Raw genomic sequence first — 21700 nt, 5'->3', positions numbered from 1 at the left:
CGAGATGGGTATCGATCTTCCGATCATCTGGGCGGTGATCATCGGCTTCGGCCTGATGATGTATGTGATCATGGACGGTTTCGACCTCGGCATCGGGATCCTGTTTCCCTTCGTGAAGGGGCGGGAGGATCGCGACACCATGGTCAACACGGTGGCGCCGGTCTGGGATGGCAATGAAACCTGGCTGGTGCTGGGTGGCGCAGCGCTGATGGCCGCTTTCCCGCTCGCCTATGCCGTGATCCTCAGCGCGCTTTATCTTCCGCTCGTCCTGATGCTGGCCGGGCTGATCTGGCGCGGCGTCGCCTTCGAGTTCCGCTTCAAGGCCGATGAGGCGCACAAGCCGTTCTGGGACAAGGCCTTTGCCTGGGGCTCCTACATCGCCACCTATTTCCAGGGCGTGTCGCTCGGCGCCTTCATCAATGGCTTTGTGGTGCGCGACGGCGCCTTTGCCGGCGGCGCGCTCGACTGGCTGACACCGTTCAGCCTGTTCACCGGCCTTGGTCTTCTCGTGGCCTATGCGCTGCTGGGCAGCACCTGGCTGATCATGAAGACGGAGGAACAGCTGCAGCAGCGCATGATCGCGCTCGCCCGCCCGATCGTCATCGCCCTGCTCGTCGCCATCGTGCTTGTCAGCCTGTGGACGCCATGGCTGCACCAGCGCGTGGCGGAGCGCTGGTTCACGCTGCCGAATCTGTTCTTCTTCGCGCCGGTCCCCATCCTGGTGTTCGCGACGGCCGCGCTGATCCTGTCGGTGCTGAAGCGGCCGGCGACGCATGCCGCCCCCTTCCTGCTCTCGCTGGCGCTGCTCTTCCTCGGCTATAGCGGCCTTGCGATCAGCCTCTGGCCCAACATCATCCCGCCCGACATCTCGATCCGCGCGGCAGCGGCTCCGCCGCAGAGCCTGGGCTTCACCCTGGTCGGGGCGCTCTTCATCATCCCGATCATCCTCGCCTACACCGCGTGGTCCTATTACGTGTTTCGCGGCAAGGTGAAGGCGGGGGAGGGCTACCACTGATGGAGCCGGTCACTGCCCCTCGCAAGTCCTGGCTCAGCCGCTTCGGCTGGCTCGTCCTGATCTGGGGCGCAAGCGTGCTCTCGCTCGGCGTCGTTGCCCTCGGCTTCCGTCTTCTGATGAAGGCCGCCGGGCTGTCGCTCTGAGAGAACAGCGCCGGAGCGAGAATCGCGGCAGCGTCAGGGCGAGGTGTTCAGCCCCGCCTCGACCTCGGTCGGGTCGAAATCATAGCGCCGCGAGCAGAATTCGCAGGTGACGGCGAGCGTGCCGTCATCGGCGACCATGGCCCGGCGGTCCTCGGCGGAAAAGCCGCGCAGCATGCCGAGCACGCGCTCACGCGAGCAGCGGCAGGATTCATGCACGATCACCGGCTCGAAGACGCGTGCGCCACGCTCGTGGAACAGGCGATAGAGCAGCCGCTCGCTTTCCAGCATCGGGTCGAGCAGTTCGTGGTCCTCGACCGACTCGACCAGCGAGCGGGCCTCGGCCCAGGCATCGTCGGCGATCCCGTCGGGGTGGTCGCTGGCCAGGATCTCGTGCCCCTGCGGGGCATCGCCCGGATGGATGTCGGCGGCGCGTAGCCGGTCGGGCGAGGTCGGCATGAACTGCACGATCAGCCCGCCAGCTCGCCATTGCCGTCCCGCGCCTGTGACGACGCTGCCGACGCCGAGCCGCACCCGGCTCGGAATCTGTTCGGACTGCTTGAAGTACTGGTGCGCCGCGTCTTCGAGGCTCTGATGTTCGAGCGCGACCACGCCCTGATAGCGCGTCGACTGCGAGCCCTGATCGACCGTCAGGCCGAGATGGCCCTTGCCGAGCAGCTCGCCCGTGCTCAACGTGCCCTCAGCGACCGCCTGCTGCAGCCGCGCCTCGTCGTAATGCGCGACGGCGCGATAATTGTCGGGCGCGTTGAAATCGACCACCAGCATGGAGATCGGCCCGTCGCTCTTGGTCTGGAGCTGGAAACGGCCTTCGAATTTAAGTGCGGTGCCGAGCAGAACGGTAAGCGCGGCTGCTTCGCCAAGGACGCGCGAGACCGGCTCCGGATAGTTGTGACGCTCGAGGACTGTGTCGATCGAGGCGCCGAGCCGTACGACCCGGCCGCGAATGTCGAGGTCCGGGACCGTGAACGGCACGACCCGATCGTCGAGCGCCGCCGTCTCCGAGGGGGTGTCAGCGACGGCCATCAGGCTGCGACGCCGCCAAAGCACCAGGCCAGGATGCCCTTTTGCGCATGCAGCCGGTTCTCGGCTTCGTCGAAGACGGCCGATTGCGGGCCGTCCATGACCGCATCGGTGACTTCCTCGCCGCGGCTCGCCGGCAGGCAGTGCATGAAGATCGCATCCTTTTCGGCGCGACCGAGCAGGCGCTCGTCGACCTGGTAGGGGCGCAGCAGATTGTGGCGCGTGCCTTCCTCGTCCCCCATCGAGACCCAGCAATCGGTGATGACGCAATCTGCGCCCTCGACCGCGGCTTCGGGCCGGCTGGTCAGCCGGATCTTGGCGCCCTGCTTGCGGGCCCAGTCGATCAGGGCCGGCGGCGGCGACAGCTCTTCCGGCGTCGCGATCGCAAGCTCGAAATCGAGCCGCCCGGCCGCGTGCACCCAGGAGGTCAGGACATTGTTCGTGTCGCCTGTCCAGGCGATGCGCTTGCCGGTGATCGGCCCCCTGCGCTCCTCGAAGGTCATGACGTCGGCCATGACCTGGCAGGGATGCTGGCGCTTGGTCAGCCCGTTGATGACCGGCACGGTGGCATATTTCGCCATCTCGACCACGGAATCATGGTCGAGCATGCGGATCATGATGGCGTCGACATAGCGCGACAGCACGCGGGCGGTATCGGCAATGGTCTCGCGCTCGCCGAGCTCGATCTCCTGCCCCGTCACCATCATCGGCGAGCCGCCAAGTTCGCGGATGCCGACGTCGAAGGAGACGCGGGTCCGCAGGGAAGGCTGTTCGAAGATCATGGCGATGACCTTGCCTTCGAGCAGGCGGTCGGAGGCTGCCGCCGGCGTGCGGCGGCGGGCCTTCATCTCCTCGCCCGCGCGCAGGATGGCGCGGAGCTGGTCGCTGGAGAAATCGGAAAGATCGAGGAAATGGCGCATCGTCGGCGCTTCCTTCAAAAAAAACGTGCCGTGGGCGGAGGGTTCGTTATTCGGCCGCCGGTCGCTTCAGGGTGGCCTCGACCGCTTGCGCAGCCCTTTCGAGCCGCACGATCGCCTCCGCGGCATCGGCCTCGGTGATGACCAGCGGCGGCAGCAGGCGCACGACATTGTCGCCGGCTGCGACGACCAGCAGCCCGGCCGCACGCGCCTCGACCACGAAATCGGTGTTCGGCGTGTTGAGCTTCAGGCCGATCATCAGCCCCTCGCCGCGGATCTCCGAGATCACGTCGGGATGGTGATCCCTGAGCTGGGCCAGCGACTGCCGCAGGCGCAGACTCATCTGCTGGACGTGATCGAGGAAGCCCGGCGCCAGCACGACATCGAGCACGGCATTGCCGACCGCCATGGCGAGCGGATTGCCGCCGAACGTCGTGCCATGCGTGCCGAGCGTCATGCCCGAAGCCGCTTCCTCGGTGGCGAGGCAGGCGCCCATCGGGAAACCGCCGCCAATGCCCTTGGCGATAGCCATGATGTCGGGCGCGACGCCCGAGAGCTCATAGGAGAAGAACTTGCCGGTGCGCCCCACGCCGGTCTGGATCTCGTCGAAGATCAGCATCAGGCCATGCGTGTCGCAGAGCTCGCGGAGCAGCTTGAGGAAGCGCACGGGCGCGGAGCGCAGGCCACCCTCGCCCTGGATCGGCTCGATCATCAGCGCAGCCGTCTCGGGCCCGATCGCGGCCTTCAGCGCGGCCTCGTCGTCGAAGGGCACCTGGTCGAAGCCGTCGACCTTCGGGCCGAAGCCGTCGATATATTTCTGCTGGCCGCCGGCAGCGATGGTCGCAAGCGTACGACCGTGGAAGGCGCCCTCGAAGGTGATGATGCGATAGCGCTCGGGATGGCCTTTCGCAGCATGGTACTTGCGCGCCATCTTGATGGCGCACTCATTGGCCTCGGCGCCGGAATTGGTGAAGAACGCCCGTTCCGCGAAGGTCGCCTCGCAGAGCCGCCGGGCCAGCCGTTCTCCTTCCGGCATGCTGTAGAGGTTTGAGGTGTGCCAGATGCGCGAGGCCTGCTCGGTCAGCGCCTGGACCAGATGCGGATGCGCATGGCCGAGCGCATTGACGGCGATGCCTGCGCCGAAATCGAGATAGCGCTGGCCGTCCGAGGCGACCACCCAGGCGCCTTCGCCGCGCTCAAGCGCGATCGGCGCGCGAGCATAGGTCGGCAACAGCACGGACTGGGAGGGATTAACGGGAGCAGGGGTCATGACAGGCGATCCTCACGGAAGGGCGAATGAGAACGGGTGGGCGCTGGATGGAAGAACGGAGTCGCGGGGCAAGAATTGGCAGCCCTCTGCGACCCGCCGGCGACATTATCGTCGCAGCCAGTTCCCGACGTCTCGTCGCGCCGTCATCCGCATCACCAAGAAGACCTTGATCCGTCAAAAACATAAGTGCCGCCCGTGGAAGGGCGGCTAGGTAGGCGAGACTATGCAAAACCGGTCCCCCGCTGTCAATTCCGCGCCGTAAGGTCAGTTGCTCCGCAGGTGGGGGCTTGACCCGCGATCCGCGAATGGCTGGGGAAAAACCAATTTCCGATTCGGGGACTCTTGTGGCCGAGTCCCGGCATCTTGTATGGTCCGGTTTGTCAGATACGACATCTCGTGCGGCGTCTCCTGTACCGTCAATTCCGGGTGTAACGGCCTCCGTTTAACAGCGGGAGCTGCCGGTTTCGGATTCCGCCCACGATCGGCCCATAGGCCGGTTCCGTGAAGGAGCTGGCCCGATGAGACAGGTGAAGCCATGAACGACGTCGGAGCATGGACGGACGAACGCGTCGAGCTTCTCAAGAAGCTCTGGAGCGACGGACTGAGCGCCAGCCAGATTGCGGGCGAACTCGGCAACGTCACGCGTAATGCCGTGATCGGCAAGGTGCACCGGCTTGGTCTTTCCGGGCGAGCCAAGAGCCCGGCCGCTTCGTCGACGCCGCGCCCCCGCAAGGCGCCGACCCGCGCGCCGAGCCATCCTGTCGGCGGCAATGCCGGCATGACCCGTGGCGCCAATGCGCTCGCGCCGCAATATGAGCCCGAGGTCGAGGTCGAGGCACAACAGGCGCCGGCTTTGCCTGAGGACGTCGTGGTGCCGTTCTCCGATCGGGTCACCATCATGGACCTGCGCGAATATATGTGCCGCTGGCCGATGGGCGACCCGACCACGGCGGAATTCCGCTTCTGCGGCGGCCGTTCGCAGACCGGCATGCCCTATTGCAGCTACCACGCCCGGATTGCCTATCAGCCCGCGGCCGATCGCCGTCGCGACCGCAAGGTCGTGCGCGCCTGAGCCAAGGCTCCTTGGATCTGAAATCGAAGCCGGCCCCGCAAGGCCGGCTTTTTCATCGGGGCCCGCGGGAGCGGAGCGGGTGATCCCGACTTTACGGTCGCTTAACCCAGTTTGCGTCGCTCGAGGCGCTTGCTCCAGCGCGATAGCGCGTAGCAGATCAGCCAATAGATCGCCCCGGCAAAGGCATAGGCCTCCATGTTCATCCCGACCCAGTTGGGGTCGGCAAGCGAGGCCTGGGCGATGCCGAGCAGATCGAGGATCGAGACGACGAGCACGAGCGTCGTGTTCTTGATCAGCGCGATGAATTCGTTGGTCATCGCCGGCAGCGAAATCCGCAAGGCCTGCGGCAGAACGATCAGCCCGGTTGCCTTCCAATAGGTCAGTCCCAGCGCGGTTGCGGCCTCGCGCTGGCCGGAGGGAAGCGCCTGCAATCCGCCGCGGACGGCTTCGGCCATATAGGCGGCGATGACGAGGCCGAGCCCGATCACGGCGCGCGCCAGGCGGTCGATGCCCGTGCCGCTCGGCAGGATCAGCGGCAGCAGCAGCGAGGCGAGGAAGATGACCGCGATGATCGGCACGCCGCGCCAGAACTCGATGAACAGCACGCTGATCAGCCGCACCACCTTGAGCTGCGACTGGCGTCCAAGCGCGAGCAGGATACCGAGCGGGATCGCGATCAGGCTGGAATAGACCGAGATGAAGAGCGTCAGCATCAGCCCGCCCCACTCGCGCGTCTCGACCGGGCGCAGACCGAACCCGCCGGCAAGCAGCCAGACGCCGAGCGGTGGCAGGATGATCAGCGCCAGGATCGCGAGCCGGATCCGCATGGATTTCGGCGAGAGATAGAGGCCGAGCCCAGAGAGTGCGAAGATTGCTCCGGTGAGATCGGCCCGCCAGCGCTCGTCGACGGGATAGAGCCCATACATGAACTGGCCGAAGCGGGCCCGAATGAAGACCCAGCAGGCACCGCTGCCGGTGCAATCATTGCGCGTGGTGCCGGACCAGGTCGCGTCGATCAGCGCCCAGCGGATCAGCGGAACCGCGACCCAGGCGATGCCGAGTGCGAGGACCACGGTGAGGGCGGCGGTTGCCGGGGTGCCGAACAACCTCTGGCGCCAGAGCGGAAAGGTCGCTGCGCTCATCGGGTCACCAGCGCGATCCTGGCATTGTACCAGTTCATGAAGGCAGAGACGGCAAGCCCGATCACCAGATAGACCGCAAGCGTCATGGCAATGATCTCGATCGCCTGCCCGGTATTGTTCAGCGCCGAGCCCATGAACAGGCTGACGATGTCGGGATAGGCGATGGCCGCACCGAAGGACGAGTTCTTCAGCACGTTGAGATATTGGTTGGTCATCGGCGGCACGATCACGCGCAGCGCCTGCGGGATAACGACGAGCCGCAGGATCTGGCCGGGACGTAGCCCGAGCGCCGCAGACGCCTCGCTCTGGCCATGCGGCACGGCCTGGATGCCGCCGCGCACGATCTCGGCGATGAAGCCTGCCGTATAGGTGACGAGGGCCGCCAGCAGCGCGACGAATTCGGGGATCACGACGAAGCCGCCGCGGTAATTGAAACCGCGCAGCACCGGCACGTCCCAGCGCACGGCCAGCCCGGCCCCGGTGAAGGCCAGAGCGGGCACGATCAGGACGAACAGGATGCCGAGCACGAGCACGGGCGCATCGCGGCCGGTCTCCTCCTTGCGCCGGCGTGCCCAGCGCATCACCAGCCACTGTATGAGCCAGGACAGGAGCATGACCGCCAATGCCCAGCGGAAGGGCGCCGGCGAGTCGGGCAGCGGAATCGTCAGGCCGCGATTATTGAGGAAGGCGACGCCGAATAGGCTCAGCGAGGCGCGTGGCGCCGGCAGGGCCGCGATCACGCCGAAATACCAGAACAGGACGAAGAACAGCAGCGGGATATTGCGGACGAACTCGATATAGGCACCGGCAATCGTCGAGAGCAGCCAGTGCGAGGACAGCCGCGCGATGCCGATGATGAAACCGAGCAGGGTGGCGAGCGCGATCGCGATCACCGTGACCAGCATCGTGTTGGCGATGCCGACCCAGAACAGCGCGAGGATGTTGTCCTGCTGGGTGTAGCCGGTCAGGACGAAGGGAACCTCGATCCCCGAAGTGCGCCAGAGAAAGTCGAAGCCCGACGCGATGCCGGCCTTGACCATGTTCTCCGAGGCGTTGCGCACGAACCAGACGGTCGCGCCGACGAGCCCAAGCACGAGCGCGACCTGATAGAACAGGTCGCGCACCCGCTTGTCGTTGATGAAGGACAGAACGCTGGCCACGGTTGCCGCCTCTTAGACAAGTGGCGAAGGAGGGGCCCCATTCCTTGCGGAGCGTAGCGCAGGCCCGGAAACCATCGAAAGGCGCTGCGCGCTGCGATGGCTTCCGGAGCTGTACGGCTTCGCCGCCTGCCCGGAATGACGCCCGGTTTCTCGAAGCACCGTCAGGCGCCCGATGCCGTGGTTCTCACTGGAAAGGCGGCGTGAACAGCAAGCCGCCCTTGGTCCAGAGCTGGTTCTGGCCACGCTCGAGCTTCAGCGGCGAGCCCATACCGACCGAGCGCTCATAGCTCTCGCCATAATTGCCGACCTGCTTGATGGCCTTGAACATCCAGTCGTCCGGCAGGCCCATCATCGCGCCGAAGCCGCCTTCGACGCCGAGCAGGCGGCGGACTTCCGAGTTCTTCGAATTGGCCTTCATCTCATCTACATTGGCAGAGGTGACGCCGAGCGCCTCGGCAGCGATGGTGCCATTCAGCACCCAGCGCACGATCAGCTGCCAGCGCTCGTCGCCGTAGCGCGTTACGGGCCCCTGGGGATCGTTCGAGATCGGCTGGGTCAGGATGATGTGCTCGTCGGGGACCTTGAGCTTGGCGCGCTGGCCGGCGAGCGCACCGACGCCGGCGGTATAGGCGTCGCAGCGGCCGGCATCATAGGCGGCGATGGCGTCGTCGTTCTTCTGGAAATTGGTGATCGTGACCTTGAGGTTGCGCTCGCGGAACCAGTCAGCCGCGTTCTTCTCCTCGGTCGAGCCGGCAGCGACGCAGACCGAGGCTCCGTCGAGATCGGCCGCCGTCTTGGCGTTGGTCGACTTGCGGACGATGAAGGTCTGGCCTTCGTAGAAATTGATGCCCTGGAAGTTCAGGCCCAAGGTCGCGTTGCGCGAGAAGGTGATGGTCGAGTTGCGCGAGAGCAGGTCGACCTGGCCCGATTGCAGGATTGGCCAGCGCTGTTGGACCGAGGTCGGCGTGAACTTCACCTTGGTGGCATCGCCCAGCACGGCCGCAGCCAGTGCCTTGCAGTAATCGACATCGAGCCCCGTCCACTCGCCCTTGTCATTGGCGAAGGAGAAGCCGGGTAGGCCGAGATGCACGCCGCATTCGAGATGCCCGCGAGCCTTTATGGCATCCAGCGTCGGGCTCGGCGCCAGCTGTTGCGCATGGGCGGAGGTCGCCGCGGCTGCGAGGGCGGCTGCGGCCCCCAGGATCATCATCTTCGTCATTGTCATTCCCCCGAAGCCTGGGCGGCTTTCTGCATGGTGGCGCGACTATGCAACAGCTGAGCGGCGAAGGGGAGTGGGTGGAATTCGAATCCCGGATGCGATGTCGAGCGGAAGACGGCTGGCGGCGCCGTCATCCCTGCATCACTGTGCCGTCATGATGGCTTGCACGAATCCGTCTTCGACATAGGTGACGCTGCCATCCGGCAATCCGAGGATGCGGTCTATGGCGATGCCCTGGAAACGCAACTGCTGATCGAGCGCATCGATCGCCGCCGGAGCGTCCGGGGTGCCCGATGCCGAGATGGCCCGGGCCATGGCGTCGCGACTGGTGGCGCTGAGATGGAGCACGATCTCGGCTGCGATTCCGGCATCGGGCACCTTGAACACGCCTTCGGCCTTCCCCGCCGCGATGATGCGGGTGAGCACCGGCACCGCGAGCGGGATCACGGTTGCGTTGATGCGGTGATAGAGCACGATGTTCTCGGGCTTGAAGAGGACATCGAATGTCGCCCTCAACCGGGGGGCATCCTCGAGCTTGATTTGCCGGGCGCGCGCCAGAAAACCGTTCAATCGTGCAAGCGGTGCGAGATCGGGTGCCTCCGTCACATCCTCGAGGCGCTCCACCGAGGCCTGTGCGAGCCGCGTCGCCAACGCTGTGAGCAGATCCTCCTTGGCGCTGAAGTGGTGATAGAACCCGCCCTTCGAGATGCCGGCGCGTGCAATCACGTCGTTGATCGTCGTCCCCTCGTAGCCGCGTTCGAAAAACAGCGCCTGGGCGCAGTCGAGCAGCTCGTTCCTGCGATCATCGGGGTGTTTCACCACGCGGGGCATGCTGGCTCGGTCTCTCCAACTTGACGACCGACCGTCGGTCTGTAAAATGACCGACTGTCGGTCTGTAACAATAGCGCCTGGACCGATGCGGGGGCAATGACCAATCGCGTCGCGCCATGCAGCCGCCGCCTCCTCCCGGGAGGGATGCCTTGAAGCTCGTTCGTCGTCTGCTCGTCCTGGCCGCGCTCGCCGTCGCGGCTGCGACCTACTGGTCCTTCACCCGGCCGGCGCAGGTTTCCACCGTGCTGGCGACGCGTGGCGACGCGGCGGCCATCGTCTATGCGACGGGCGTCGTCGAGCCTCGGACCTGGGCCAAGGTGACCCCGCTCATCCGCGAACGCATCGTCGAACTCTGCAACTGCGAAGGCACCCGGGTCGAGGAGGGGCAGATTCTGGCCAGGCTGGACAGGGCCCAGGCCGAGGCGACGCTGGCCGAATTGAAGGCGCGCCATGCCCTCGCCTCGACGGAGCTTGAGCGGCTTTCGACGCTTGTCGAGCGCAAGGTCGTCACCCAGCAGGCGCTTGATCGCGCCCGCAGCGAAATCGGCCAGGCCGCGGCGCTTGTCGCAGGCCAGACTGCCCGGCTGGAGAACTATCTGCTCCGCGCGCCGATGCGCGGCACCGTCCTGCGCCGCGACGGCGAGGTTGGCGAGATCGCGGAGCCCGGTACCGTGCTGTTCTGGATTGGCGAGGCGAAGCCGCTCCGCGTCGTCGCCGAGGTGAACGAGGAGGACATTCCCCAGGTCAAGATCGGCCAGAATGTCTTGCTGACGGCCGATGCCTTCCCGGGCCGGAAGCTTGAAGCCACGGTCGACAGTATCACGCCCAAGGGCGATCCGATCGCGAAGAATTATCGTGTCTATCTGGCTTTGCCGGATGAGACGCCCGTGATGATCGGCATGACGGTCGAGATCAATGTCATCGTGCGGGTGTCGCAGAATGCCCTGCTGCTGCCGAACAACGCCGTGCACGACAATGCGGTATTCGTCGTCGAGGGCGATGTCGTGCGCCGCCGCGAGCTGACGATCGGTATCCGCGGCACGACCGAGGTGGAGGTTCTCTCGGGGGTGCCGGACACGGCGCGCGTCGTTGCGCCCTATCCCGAACGTCTCAGTGACGGCGCGCACGTCAGGGCTCAGGGAGGGTGAGGCCATGCGGCTGATCCTCGATCTTGCCTTGACGCATATCCTCGGGCGCGGTCGGCAGACGCTCGTCGCCGTGCTCGGCGTGGCGCTCGGGGTCGGCTTCTCCATCGCCATGGCGGCCCTGATGCAGGGGGGCGAGGACGATTTCGTCGCGAGGCTCGTCGACACCATGCCGCATGTCGCCATCACCGACGAACGGCGCGCCGCACGCCGGCAACCCGCGCAGGACCAGTTCGCATCGGTTCGGATCGCCGGGCTGAGACCCAAGGACGATCGTCGCGGTATCCTCAACCCGACCGAAGCGACGGCACTGCTGAGAGCCTGGGTTCCCGGCCGGATGGCATCGAGCCTGAAGACGCAAGGGGTGGTGCGCTATGCCGGGCGCGATGTCGGCATCGGCATCATCGGCATCGAGCCGCAGGCCGAAATGCGCGTCTCGTCGATCGCCAGGGATTTCCGCCAGGGGAGCTTCACCTCGCTGATCGCCGGGGGCAACAACATCGTCGTCGGCGACCGCCTTGCCCAGCGTCTCGGGGCCGAGCTCGGAACAACCGTGACGGTGGTCTCCTCCACCGGCCAGACTCGTGCCCTCAAGATCGTCGGCCTGTTCCATACCGGAACGACGGCGCGTGACGAGGGAGAGGGCTATGTCCTGCTCAAGAACGCTCAGATCCTGAGCGAGCGGCCGAACGCGATCAACGAGATCCGGCTGAAGCTCGACGATCCCGCTTCCGCTCCCCAGGTGGCACGGCGCGCGGAGGCGCTGATCGGCTACAAGGCCGTGGCCTGGCAGGAGGCGAACGAGTCGCTGCTCGAGGCTTTGGTCATCCGCAATGTCATCATGTACACCGTCGTCGGCGCCATCCTGCTGGTCGCCGGCTTCGGCATCTTCAACATCATCTCGACCATCACCCATGAGAAGGCGCGCGACATCGCCATCCTGAAGTCGCTTGGCTTCACGGAAACCGACATGCGCCGTCTGTTTCTCCTGGAGGGGCTTGTGCTCGGGGCTGGAGGTTCGCTGATCGGCTGGGCGGTCGGCCTTGCCCTGTGCTTCGCGCTCTCGCTCGTCCGCTTCGAACTCTCGGGGGCGTCGGTGGTGCAGGAGATCACGCGGCTGCCGCTGGCCTGGAGCCTCTGGCATTACCTGATTGCGGCCGGGTTCGCCCTGGTTTCAGCCGGGATAGCCGGCTATCTGCCGGCGCGGCAGGCGGCGCGGCTCAACCCGGTCGATATCATCCGGGGGGCGACATGACGGCACTCGTCGAAGCGGTCGGCCTGACGCGCGTGCTCCCGGCTGCCGTGCCCGTGACCCTGGTGCAGGACGTGACGCTGACGATCGGCGAGGGCGAATTCGTCGCCATCACCGGCCCGTCCGGCTCGGGCAAATCCTCGCTGCTCTATCTGCTTGGCCTGCTCGACCGGCCGACAGCTGGCCTGCTCCGCATCGGCGGCCGCGACACCGATGGGCTCGGCGAACGGGAGAAGGCGCGGATCAGGCTGGAGACTCTCGGTTTCGTCTTCCAGTTCCATTTCCTGCTGCCGGAATTCACCGTGCGCGAGAATGTCGAGATTCCGATGCGCAGGCTCGGGCGCCTGACGTCTGGAGCGATGCGCGAGCGCTCGACGCAGCTGCTCGAGGCGCTCGGCCTCGCTGACCATCTCGACAAGCGGCCGGACCAGCTTTCGGGCGGGCAGCGCCAGCGTGTCGCGGTCGCCCGTGCTCTCGCCAACGACCCGCCTCTCGTGCTCGCCGATGAGCCGACCGGCAGCCTCGATAGCAAGAACTCCGAGCAGGTCTTCGCGATTCTCGACGCGCTGGTGCGTGAGCGCGGCAAGACCGTGATCGCGGTGACGCATGACCTGGAGATGGCGGCGCGGATCGGACGGCGCATCCATCTCGTCGATGGCCGGGTGACCGAGGACGAAACCCCGACGGACGGCTGAGCCGCCGCCCGCGCGAGCGCCTCAGGTGCCGAACACCGTGTTCAGCTGGCTGCCGACCATGATGAAGGTGGTGCGCTTGGGCATCTCCTTCAGCCGCACGGCGCCGATATAGGTCATCGCCGAGCGCACGCCGCCCATCAGTTCCTGCATCGTGCCCTCGACCGGGCCGCGATAGGGCACCTCGACGGTCTTGCCCTCGGAGGCGCGGTATTTGGCGACGCCGCCGGAATAGCGCTTCATCGCCGTGTCCGAGGACATGCCGTAGAAGGTCATCGCGACCGGAACCTTCTTGCCGTCGTGCTCCTCGTACCGGATCTTGCCCTCGCATTCGTCATGGCCGGCGAGCATGCCGCCGAGCATGACGAAATCGGCACCGCCGCCATAGGCCTTGGCGAGATCGCCCGGCACAGTGCAGCCGCCATCTCCGCAGACCAGACCCTTCAGGCCATGGGCCGCATCGGAGCATTCGATGATGGCGGAGAGCTGCGGATAGCCGACGCCGGTCATCTTGCGGGTGGTGCAGACCGAGCCGGGGCCGATGCCGACCTTGACGATGTCGGCGCCGGCAAGAAGCAGCGCTTCCGTCATGTCGCCGGTCACCACATTGCCGGCCATGATCGCCGCATGCGGGAAGGCTTCGCGGGTCGCCTTGACGGTGTCGACGAATTTTTCGGTGTAGCCATTGGCGACATCGAGGCAGATCTTGCTGATCGGCGCCTTGGAATGGACGTGCTTCAGCTTCTCGTGATCGGTCTCGGTGGTGCCGAGCGAATAGAAGGCGTTGGCCGATTCCTTCTCCTTGAAGAAGGCGATCAGATCGTCGGCATCGTAATGCTTGTGCAGGGCCACCATCGCGCCGTGCTTCAGCAAGGCGCGCGCCATGCCCATGGTGCCGACCACATCCATGTTGGCGGCGATCAACGGGAAGCCGGTCCAGTCCTTGCCTGTATGGGCGAAGCGGAACGTGCGGTTGACGTCGACATGGGCGCGGCTGCCCAGTGTCGACCGCTTGGGCCGGATCAGGACGTCTCGGAAGTCGAGCTTGGGATCGTTCTCGATACGCATGATGGAAGCCTCGGCTGCTTTGGCGCGGAATTCGGGCGCACGCTGAGGAGGCGTGCCGGGACTCATAGCCGGTCCGGGGCCTTGGACGCAAATGGCGTGCAGCGGCCGTTCGCGGCAACACTTTAGCAGTTGCTAAAATAATTCTGGACGGACTCGCTGCCTCAAGATACTTAAGCGTATGCTTCACCAACCGGCGCAACTCGACTTGATGTTCCAGGCCCTGGCGGACCCGACCCGCCGGCTGATGGTGGAACGCCTGTGCGATGGGCCGGCGTCCGTGAGCGAGCTTGCCGCCCCGCTGGCGATGACATTGTCGGCCGTTGTGCAGCATCTCGCCGTGCTCGAGGAAAGCGGCCTCGTCCGCTCGCAGAAGCAGGGCCGCGTCCGGACCTGCCATATCGAGACCCAGGCCCTGCGCGCCGCCGAACGCTGGATCAACGAGCGCCGGATGCTGTGGGAGCGGCGCTTCGATCGCCTGGGCGCCTATCTCGCAGAAAATCCGGACGAGCCGGATGACGGAAGCCCGGAATCGAGCAGAGGAGCACGGGATGACAGATCATAGTGTCACGCACGCCACGTTCACCATCGAGCGCGTCTATGACGCCTCCGCTGCCCGCGTTTTCGCGGCCTGGGCCAATCCGGCGATCAAGCGGCGCTGGTTCGCCTGCCATGACGACTGGGCGGCCGGCGCACACACGCTCGACTTCTCGGTCGGCGGCCAGGAGCATTCGACGACCCGGGATTCCGACGGCGTCGACCATGTCTATGACGCGGTCTACCAGGATATCGTGCCCGGCAGCCGCATCGTCTACGCCTATGCGATGCGCTTGGCCGAGCGGCGTATATCGGTGTCGCTGGCGACCGTTCTGTTCAGGTCTGAAGGCGCGCAAACGCGGCTTGTCTTTACCGAGCAGGCTGCCTTCCTCGACGGTTACGACCGTCCGGAGGAACGGGAACACGGCACCCGCATCGGCCTCGACAATCTCGCCCGCGAATTGCAGCGCCAGTCCGCCGCTGCCTGATGTCTCACGGAGGCTCGACCATGTCCCTGACGCTGCATTTCCACCCGCTGTCCTCGTTCTGCCAGAAGGTGGTGATCGCGCTCTATGAGAACGGCACACCCTTCACGCCAAAGCTTGTCGACCTGGGTGATCCGGAACAGCGCATGGCTCTGCTGCAGCTCTGGCCGATGGGTCGATTCCCGCTGCTGCAGGATGAAGCGCGGGGCCGCATCGTGCCTGAGTCCAGCATCATCATCGACTATCTCGACCAGACCTATCCGGGGGCGCTCAGGCTGATCCCTGACGATGCCGGACACGCGCTCGAAACCCGGCTGCAGGACCGCTTCTTCGACATTTATCTCAATGAGACCATGCAGAAGATCGTCGGTGACCGCATCAGGCCGGCCGACGGCAAGGATCCGACCGGCGTGGAACAGGCAAGGAAACGGCTCCAGACGGCCTATGACGTGCTCGAGCATACGCTGGCCGGACGGCGCTGGGCCGCAGGGGATGCTTTCACCATGGCTGACTGCGCTGCCGCGCCGGCGCTCTATTATTCCGAGCTCGTGCTCCCGTTCCGCGACACGCACAAGGCCGTCGCAGCCTATTTCGACCGGCTGCTGGAGCGCCCGTCCTATATGCGCGTGCTGCGAGAGGCCGCGCCCTACCTGCATATGTTTCCACGCGGCTAGCGGCTATCGCGAACATCCCTTGCATCATGACTGCACATTGTGCCGCTCGCGATGACGCATGCCTTCAGCTTGCGTCGGCGAGCGCCTCGGCCGCCTTGCGCGCGACCACGGCGTCATAGGCGGCCCGCAGGCGCGTGCCGACGCTGAGCCAGCCGGGATTTGAGCGTCGCGGATTGGGCTGGCCGAGATGGCTTTCGCGCAGTTCGTCCATGAACTCTTCCCAGAGGGCGGGTCCGCCCTCGGCGAGCAGTTCGGCGCGGATCGAGAGTTCCTCGCTGACCGGCAGGAATTTCAGCCCCCAGCACGACATTTGGGCCAGCGCCGGCAGGAGCCCGATGCCCTTCTCCGTCAGGCTGTAGGTCACCTTCTGCTTGTGGCTCGGGTCGTCGCTCCTGGTGATGATGCCCTGGTCGAGCAGCGTTTTCAGCCGGTCGGCCAGGATGTTGGACGAGATGCCCTCCTTGGAATGCAGCAGCAATTCCCGGAAGTGCCGACGGTTGCCGAACATCATGTCGCGAATGATGAGCAAGCTCCATTTGTCACCGACCACCTCGAGGGTGAGGTTGATCGGACAGCCCGAGCGAGGATCGTCGGTCATGCGCAGTCTCCCGAAAGCCGGCTTTCAAATACCGCTTGCATTATGAGATCAGTCTCCCTAGCTTGCAACCAGTTGCAAAAAGCAACTGGTTCTGATTTGGAGAAAAATATGTCTGACCGCACCGTCACTCACGCCAGCTTCGTCATTGCACGCGATTATGCCGCTTCCCCCTCCCGGGTCTTCGCAGCCTTTGCCGATCCGGCGCAGAAGCGCCGCTGGTTTGCCGAGGGCGAAGGCTGGAGCATCGAGCGCTTCGATGTCGATTTCCGGATCGGGGGCTCCGAGCGCAGCAGCTTCCGCTATCAGGGCGGCCCGCCGATCAGCAACGACACGACCTTTCAGGATATCGTGCCCGATCGCCGTATCGTCTCCGCCTACACCATGACGATCGCAGGCGAGCCGATTTCCGCGTCGCTGGCGACGGTCGAGCTCATTCCGGTCGGATCGGGCACCCGCCTCGTCTATACCGAACAGGCTGCCTTCCTCGACGGCAAGGATGAGGTACCCACGCGCGAGGCCGGCTCCCGCGAGTTGCTTGAGAGTTTGGCTCAGGAGCTCGAGCGTACCGCGGCGGCGGTCTGATCCTCGTGCCCGCCATAGGGGTCGAAAGCCTGGAGAGGAGGCGCAATTCCTCCTCCCAGTGCCTTGCCGGGAGTCAGGCCACCAGGCTCTTCGCCAGCATGCAGTGCACGCCCTTGGAGCCGTTGACCGTCTGGGTCACACGCAGGTCAGCCGCGAGGCTGCACAGCATATAGGCCTCCTCCCGCGTCAGTTTGGTGCGTGCGCAGATCAGGACGATCATCTCGCGCAGCGCCTTCTGAGCACAGATGTCGAGATCCGGGTCGATGCCCAGGGTGATGTGATGCGTCGGCGTCTCGGCGCGCGGCGTAGTGAAGCTCAAGTCCTCGCGCAGGATGAACTCGAAGGTGCCTTCCAGGGCGGTCTCGATCGCGGTGACGCAAACCTCGCCGTCGCCCTGGGCGCCATGGCCATCGCCGCAGGAGAATAGCCCACCTTCGACGAAGATGGGGAGATAGAGCGTCGACCCCGGTCCCAGTTCCTTGTTGTCGAGATTGCCGCCGAAGGCGCGCGGCACCAGCGAGCTCTGCCGGCCCCAATGCGCGGGCGGAGCCACGCCCATCACGCCGAAGAACGGCGCGAGCGGCAGCTCCATGCCCCAGGGCAGATGCGCCAGATTCCTTTCGGCATCGAGCCCGATATGGACAAGCTTATAGGTGTCGAACTCTTCCGGCAGGGGGCCGGCGAGAGGCCTGATGAACGTGTAGCCCCAATCGGTGCGGAGTTTGACCTCGCGGATGCGCACTTCGAGGACATGGCCGGGCCTTGCTCCCCTCACCGCGACCGGGCCGGTGAGGATATGGCCCGGCATCGGGCGCTCGACCTTCGCGTGAATCTCGTGAGTTTCGGGCAGAACATGGAAACCCGATTTCGGCTGCTCTCCCGTGCCGCCGTTGATCGTGCGGATGGTGACGCTGTCGCCGCTCGCGATCGTCAGAACGGGCGGCAAGGCAGCGTCGAAGAAACCCCAGTGGCAGGTCTTCGGTCCGGCATCGAGCTGGTGATGGATCACGAGGGCATCCTGTAGCGAGCGCGAAGATCAGGCGGGAGGGGCAAGCGGCCGGGCGTTCTTGCGCATCGTGTAGAGCGTTGCCCCGATCACGAAGGTGGCGCCGATCCAAGTGGTGAGCGCCGGAATCTCGGAGAAGAAGACGAAGCCGGTGAAGCTCGCCAGCAGCAGGCGCGTGAAATCCAGCGGAGCGAGCGCGGCTGCCTCCCCGACCTGATAGGCGCGCGTGATCAGCCATTGCCCTGCCGTGCCGAACAGGCTGAGCAGGATCAGCGAGAGCCATTGCTCGGCGGTCGGCTGGACCCAGAAGATCCAGGTCGGCACGGCGAGCACGATGATCAGCACGATGCCCTGGTAGATCAGGATCGTGTCGGTCCGTTCCGTCGCCGCCAGCTTGCGCACGCTGATGGTGATGCCCGCCCCGAGAAACGCGCCCGCGACAGACATCAGCGCGTAGATGTTCAGCCCCTGCGCCGATGGATTGAGCATGATGATGACGCCGATGAAACCGATGATGGTCGCGACCCAGCGGCGGCCATCGACCTTCTCCTTCAGCAGCAGCACCGCGGCGATGGTGACGAACAGAACCTGGCTGAATCCGATCGCGGTCGCCTGAGCCAGCGGAATGTAGATGATGGCGCTGAAGCCGCAGAGCATCGAAGCGAGCGTGATCAACCCACGGAAGACCTGCAGCCCCAGGCGCGAGGTCCGCATCATGGCTGGCAGCTGGTTGGCCGCGAAGGCGATGACGATGACGCTCATGATCACCTGTCGGATCAGCAGTGTCTGGACCAGCGGAATGGCTGAGCCGATATGCTTGATCAGCCCGACCATCACCGCATAGACCAGCATCGACGACAGCATGTAGACCGAACCGCGCAGGTTCGGTGTCGAGCCGCGCCACCAATGCCTCAGCCGGTGCCGGCGGCCGGCGAACCAGCCGGAAGGGCCGGGTTCGATCACGCCGGGAATGGCGGCCAGCACGATAGGCGGAGCCTCGTCGCCTCTTGATTCTGGAGGTTCGGAATCCTCCGGCGATGCGTGCCGTAACGGCGTCGACAGCTCGCCGACACCATCGTCAGAACCCGAGCCGCGCCGCTGCTCGGAAAGCCGGTCTTCGCTCATCGCCCGAACCATTGGCCGAGCGCGATCGCGCCCCCGGCTCTTCACATCGCAAATGCCCTGAAACCATTGATGATCTTCGACGTCCTGACCAGATGGTCAGTGGGCATGGCGGGGTTGTGATGGAAGGTGGCCGTCATGCGCCGACCCGTTCGGGTCGCGGAGCCGACATTCCATCGGCGGACTGTATGCGTCGGCCGAAGCGGTGTAGGAGCCGTGCCACCATCGACGCATTTCCGGCCGTCGGCGGGTTGAAGGGCACGACAGACGCATGCGGGAATTGCTGTCCGATTTTGTGAGCGGTCTGCGTTCGCTCTCTCCCCGGCGCTTCCCCTATCGCCGTTTTGGCCTCGCCCTTGCGCTCGGCGGCTTCGGCGGCTGGCTCTTCGTGCAGGCGAAGTTGCCACTGCCCTGGATGCTGGGTTCCATGGTGTTCTGCACGGTCGCCGCGCTGCTCAAGGCGCCGGTCTCCGCGCCCGGCGTCATTCGCCCCCCGATGAGCGCTGTGATTGGCGTGATGCTCGGTGCGGGCTTTCGCCCCGATCTCGTGGCGCAATTGCCGAACTGGCTGCCGACGCTGATTGGCCTCGTTCTGTTCATGACCGCCTGCGGCCTGTGCTGCGTCACCTATTTCCGCCGCGTCGCCGGCTTCGACCGGGTGACCGCCTTTTTCGCCGGCATGCCGGGCGGGTTGATGGAGATGGTTCTCCTCGGCGAGGAGAAGGGCGGCGATGCCCGCATCATCGCGCTGATCCACTCGGCGCGCGTTCTGCTTGTGGTGATGACCCTGCCGTTCATCGTTCAGTCGATCGAGGGTGTCTCGCTGTCGGCAACGCGCAATGCCGGCCCCTCGCTGGCGCAGACACCGCTTTTCGCCGAGCTCTGGCTTATCGGCTGTGGCGTCTTCGGGGTCATTCTCGGACATCTGCTGCGGCTGCCGGCCAAGCACCTGCTCGGCCCGATGGTGGTCAGTGCGCTGGTCCATTTCCTCGGCTGGAGCGATTCCGCCCCGCCCTTCCAGGTCGTCAACGCAGCCCAGCTCGTGCTCGGCGTCACGGTCGGCTGCCGCTTTGTCGGCACCTCGCCGAGCGTCATCCTGCGCGTCCTGCTGCTTTCGGTCGGCTCGACGGCGGTGCTGCTCGCCCTGACGATTGCCTTCGCCTGGGGCGTCTCGAAGGTTTCGATCTATGGTCACGTGCCGCTGATCCTGGCCTATTCACCGGGCGGGTTGGCTGAAATGAGCCTGATTGCGCTGGCGCTCCACACAGAAGTCGCCTTCGTCGCGGCCCATCACATCATTCGCGTCTTCCTGGTCATGGTCGGCGCCGGGCCGGTCTTCGGCCTGATCCTCGGCGACAAGCGCAAGACCGAGACCGCGCCGGCCGAGTAGCGCCCAAGGCATCGGCCGGGAAAGTGGACTGCGATTCCCGGGAAAGCCGACGCTAACGCAGACGATGAGGTCGTCGGGTCTGATACGATATCCGGCCCCGTGATCTAGCGGCGCGCGGCCTCGAGCCCGGCGGCCAGTGCGCTCGCCAGGGCGGCCCTCTGGATGGCCATGAACGCCGCTCCATCGATGCGCTGCGGGTTTCCCCCGCGCGCGCTTCGCACCCGTTCGGTCAGGGCCTGGGCAAAAGCCACCGGCTCGTCCGCGAGCGAGAAATTCGCCGGCAGGGCTGTAAAGCCGCGACAGGAGAGTGTCGTCGCCACGGCTGGCATGCCAAGCTGCATCGCCTCGATCGTCTTCAGCTGCACGCCGGTTCCGGCTTGGCTCGACAAGGCCAGCACATGGCAGGATTGGAGGAAGGTATTCGCGTCAGCGACGCGCCCGATCAGTCGCACCTGGGCCGGGACCGGTGGCATCTCCGCCGGAAGGCGTCCGGCGACGGCAACCGAGATATCGGTCGGAAGGAGCGGAGCGACCTCGCGCAAGAACCAGTCGAGACCGATGAAGTTCGGCTGCCAGGTCCAGGTTCCGATCATGCCGATGTCGAAGGCCGGTGCGACCGGCTCCGCCATGGCGGCCGGCTGCGGGCCACTGCCCGAGACGAGTGGCAGGACCGCCGCCTTCCCTGCGGCAGAGCCGAGTGCGCGTCGGTCCTCCTCGGCCAGCGTCCAGATATAGCTCACCTCGTTCCAGAGGCGCGTCTCGACGGCTTCCAGCAACCTGGCCTCGCGGGCATAGAGCCAACTCATCAGCCCGGTGCCGGCATGCGCTGCATTCTGCCGGGCGGAGACATGCTCGATATTATGTTCCACCAGCACGCAGGGCCCGAGCGTGGTCAGCTCCGGAAAGGCGCCAGGCAGCATCACCGAGTTGAGAATCAGCGCGTCGAACGGGCCGCGCGCCCTTACTGCCTCGACCAGTTTGCCGGCGCCGGCGAGCCGCAGCTTGGCGCAGGCGACAGGCAGGCCGTGGCTGAGCGCATATCCGAGCCATTGCAGCTTGCGGCTGGCGGGCGCGACCGCATTCTCGATATCGACGGCGCCGATCACCATGGCCTGAGAGGGGTCGGCCGGCACTTCGCCCGGGCGCAGGAAACCGAAGGCGGTGACCTCGTGCCCTGCGGAGCGCAGCGCATCGAGGATTGCGGCATTGGCGATCTCGAAGCCGGTATCGGGCCTTGCAACCGGGATCAGCGAGGTGATGAAGGCAAGACGCAACGGGGCCGATCCTGACGATAGGGATGGCCGTGAGAGAGGCGTCAGATGTTCGGTCGGGTCAAGTTCGGCGA

23 protein-coding genes are annotated in these 21700 nt (G+C 65.5%); 11 read left to right on the top strand and 12 right to left on the bottom strand.

Going from position 1 to position 21700, the window contains the following annotated elements; all coding sequences use genetic code 11:
* Window positions 1-4 precede the first annotated feature (4 nt).
* Together cydB and AC1DGP_RS07380 are read left to right on the top strand one after the other, a co-directional pair.
* On the top strand, window positions 5-1015 hold the full coding sequence (cydB, locus tag AC1DGP_RS07385; RefSeq protein WP_476831921.1) for a cytochrome d ubiquinol oxidase subunit II: 1011 nt from the start codon (window positions 5-7) through the stop codon (window positions 1013-1015).
* Window positions 1015-1158: a DUF2474 domain-containing protein gene (locus AC1DGP_RS07380; protein WP_113516794.1), complete on the top strand. Its 144-nt coding sequence runs from the start codon at window positions 1015-1017 to the stop codon at window positions 1156-1158. Before cydB ends, AC1DGP_RS07380 begins: the two co-directional genes overlap by 1 nt.
* Window positions 1159-1191: 33 nt before the next feature.
* On the opposite strand, the gene AC1DGP_RS07375 is transcribed toward AC1DGP_RS07380, so the two are convergent.
* Genes AC1DGP_RS07375 through AC1DGP_RS07365 form a run of 3 tightly spaced genes read right to left on the bottom strand, consistent with a single transcriptional unit; the run spans window position 1192 to window position 4383 of the window.
* Window positions 1192-2199: an Hsp33 family molecular chaperone gene (locus tag AC1DGP_RS07375; protein WP_476831920.1), complete on the bottom strand. Its 1008-nt coding sequence runs from the start codon at window positions 2197-2199 to the stop codon at window positions 1192-1194.
* The gene (gene argF / locus AC1DGP_RS07370) at window positions 2199-3116 is read right to left on the bottom strand and encodes an ornithine carbamoyltransferase (protein ID WP_113516795.1); all 918 of its coding nucleotides are present in this window, start codon (window positions 3114-3116) and stop codon (window positions 2199-2201) included. Before argF ends, AC1DGP_RS07375 begins: the two co-directional genes overlap by 1 nt.
* A 46-nt stretch (window positions 3117-3162) precedes the next feature.
* The gene (locus tag AC1DGP_RS07365) at window positions 3163-4383 is read right to left on the bottom strand and encodes an aspartate aminotransferase family protein (RefSeq protein WP_113516796.1); all 1221 of its coding nucleotides are present in this window, start codon (window positions 4381-4383) and stop codon (window positions 3163-3165) included.
* 535 nt (window positions 4384-4918) lie between these two features.
* Here AC1DGP_RS07365 and AC1DGP_RS07360 point away from each other — a divergent pair.
* Window positions 4919-5455, top strand: a complete 537-nt coding sequence (locus AC1DGP_RS07360) for a GcrA family cell cycle regulator (RefSeq protein WP_113516797.1) — start codon at window positions 4919-4921, stop codon at window positions 5453-5455.
* Window positions 5456-5556: 101 nt separating this feature from the next.
* On the opposite strand, the gene AC1DGP_RS07355 is transcribed toward AC1DGP_RS07360, so the two are convergent.
* The 4 genes from AC1DGP_RS07355 to AC1DGP_RS07340 all read right to left on the bottom strand — a co-directional run bounded on the left by AC1DGP_RS07355 (window position 5557) and on the right by AC1DGP_RS07340 (window position 9807).
* A complete protein-coding gene (locus AC1DGP_RS07355; protein ID WP_441491934.1) occupies window positions 5557-6597 on the bottom strand; it encodes an amino acid ABC transporter permease in 1041 nt (346 codons plus the stop codon).
* Entirely contained in the window at window positions 6594-7757 is a 1164-nt protein-coding gene (locus AC1DGP_RS07350) for an amino acid ABC transporter permease (protein WP_476831919.1), read from the bottom strand. Before AC1DGP_RS07350 ends, AC1DGP_RS07355 begins: the two co-directional genes overlap by 4 nt.
* A 184-nt stretch (window positions 7758-7941) precedes the next feature.
* On the bottom strand, window positions 7942-8976 hold the full coding sequence (locus AC1DGP_RS07345) for an amino acid ABC transporter substrate-binding protein (protein ID WP_476831918.1): 1035 nt from the start codon (window positions 8974-8976) through the stop codon (window positions 7942-7944).
* A 141-nt stretch (window positions 8977-9117) separates the two neighbouring features.
* A complete protein-coding gene (locus AC1DGP_RS07340) occupies window positions 9118-9807 on the bottom strand; it encodes a TetR/AcrR family transcriptional regulator (protein WP_476831917.1) in 690 nt (229 codons plus the stop codon).
* A 149-nt stretch (window positions 9808-9956) separates the two neighbouring features.
* On the opposite strand from AC1DGP_RS07340, the gene AC1DGP_RS07335 reads away from it, so the two are divergent.
* Genes AC1DGP_RS07335 through AC1DGP_RS07325 form a run of 3 tightly spaced genes read left to right on the top strand, consistent with a single transcriptional unit; the run spans window position 9957 to window position 12899 of the window.
* A complete protein-coding gene (locus tag AC1DGP_RS07335) occupies window positions 9957-10955 on the top strand; it encodes an efflux RND transporter periplasmic adaptor subunit (RefSeq protein ID WP_476831916.1) in 999 nt (332 codons plus the stop codon).
* 4 nt (window positions 10956-10959) lie between these two features.
* The gene (locus AC1DGP_RS07330; protein WP_476831915.1) at window positions 10960-12207 is read left to right on the top strand and encodes an ABC transporter permease; all 1248 of its coding nucleotides are present in this window, start codon (window positions 10960-10962) and stop codon (window positions 12205-12207) included.
* Window positions 12204-12899, top strand: coding sequence for an ABC transporter ATP-binding protein (locus tag AC1DGP_RS07325; protein ID WP_476831914.1), 696 nt, complete (start codon window positions 12204-12206; stop codon window positions 12897-12899). The genes AC1DGP_RS07330 and AC1DGP_RS07325 overlap by 4 nt, the downstream gene beginning before the upstream one ends.
* 21 nt (window positions 12900-12920) lie before the next feature.
* Here the strand turns inward: AC1DGP_RS07325 and AC1DGP_RS07320 are convergent, their stop codons facing one another.
* Window positions 12921-13964 (bottom strand): GMP reductase, encoded by a 1044-nt coding sequence (locus tag AC1DGP_RS07320; protein ID WP_441478548.1) that lies wholly within the window; start codon window positions 13962-13964, stop codon window positions 12921-12923.
* A gap of 178 nt (window positions 13965-14142) precedes the next feature.
* On the opposite strand from AC1DGP_RS07320, the gene AC1DGP_RS07315 reads away from it, so the two are divergent.
* From AC1DGP_RS07315 to AC1DGP_RS07305, 3 genes are read left to right on the top strand one after another with little or no spacing between them, the layout of a single operon-like run.
* Window positions 14143-14526 carry an ArsR/SmtB family transcription factor gene (locus tag AC1DGP_RS07315; protein WP_476831913.1) on the top strand — a complete coding sequence of 128 codons (384 nt, stop codon included), beginning with the start codon at window positions 14143-14145 and terminating at the stop codon, window positions 14524-14526.
* Window positions 14513-14986: an SRPBCC family protein gene (locus AC1DGP_RS07310; protein ID WP_476831912.1), complete on the top strand. Its 474-nt coding sequence runs from the start codon at window positions 14513-14515 to the stop codon at window positions 14984-14986. Before AC1DGP_RS07315 ends, AC1DGP_RS07310 begins: the two co-directional genes overlap by 14 nt.
* Window positions 14987-15006: 20 nt before the next feature.
* On the top strand, window positions 15007-15657 hold the full coding sequence (locus AC1DGP_RS07305) for a glutathione S-transferase family protein (protein WP_441491926.1): 651 nt from the start codon (window positions 15007-15009) through the stop codon (window positions 15655-15657).
* A gap of 64 nt (window positions 15658-15721) precedes the next feature.
* Here AC1DGP_RS07305 and AC1DGP_RS07300 read toward each other — a convergent pair whose 3' ends face one another.
* On the bottom strand, window positions 15722-16255 hold the full coding sequence (locus AC1DGP_RS07300) for a winged helix-turn-helix transcriptional regulator (protein WP_441505022.1): 534 nt from the start codon (window positions 16253-16255) through the stop codon (window positions 15722-15724).
* Window positions 16256-16363: 108 nt separating this feature from the next.
* Between AC1DGP_RS07300 and AC1DGP_RS07295 the strand changes: the two genes are divergently transcribed.
* Window positions 16364-16837, top strand: coding sequence for an SRPBCC family protein (locus AC1DGP_RS07295; RefSeq protein ID WP_441505021.1), 474 nt, complete (start codon window positions 16364-16366; stop codon window positions 16835-16837).
* Window positions 16838-16910: 73 nt separating this feature from the next.
* Here AC1DGP_RS07295 and AC1DGP_RS07290 read toward each other — a convergent pair whose 3' ends face one another.
* Together AC1DGP_RS07290 and AC1DGP_RS07285 are read right to left on the bottom strand one after the other, a co-directional pair.
* Complete coding sequence (locus AC1DGP_RS07290; protein ID WP_476831911.1) at window positions 16911-17846, bottom strand: acetamidase/formamidase family protein; 936 nt, start codon at window positions 17844-17846, stop codon at window positions 16911-16913.
* 27 nt (window positions 17847-17873) lie between these two features.
* Window positions 17874-18968 (bottom strand): DMT family transporter, encoded by a 1095-nt coding sequence (locus tag AC1DGP_RS07285; RefSeq protein WP_441505019.1) that lies wholly within the window; start codon window positions 18966-18968, stop codon window positions 17874-17876.
* A 268-nt stretch (window positions 18969-19236) separates the two neighbouring features.
* Between AC1DGP_RS07285 and AC1DGP_RS07280 the strand changes: the two genes are divergently transcribed.
* Entirely contained in the window at window positions 19237-20355 is a 1119-nt protein-coding gene (locus tag AC1DGP_RS07280) for an AbrB family transcriptional regulator (protein ID WP_441491921.1), read from the top strand.
* Between the two features lie 104 nt (window positions 20356-20459).
* Here the strand turns inward: AC1DGP_RS07280 and AC1DGP_RS07275 are convergent, their stop codons facing one another.
* A complete protein-coding gene (locus tag AC1DGP_RS07275; protein ID WP_476831910.1) occupies window positions 20460-21629 on the bottom strand; it encodes a glycosyltransferase in 1170 nt (389 codons plus the stop codon).
* Window positions 21630-21700 lie beyond the last annotated feature (71 nt).

Source organism: Allobosea sp. 05T433 (assembly GCF_056396065.1).
Note: the sequence above shows the minus strand (reverse complement) of the source record. Positions and strands in the feature narration are given on the sequence as shown.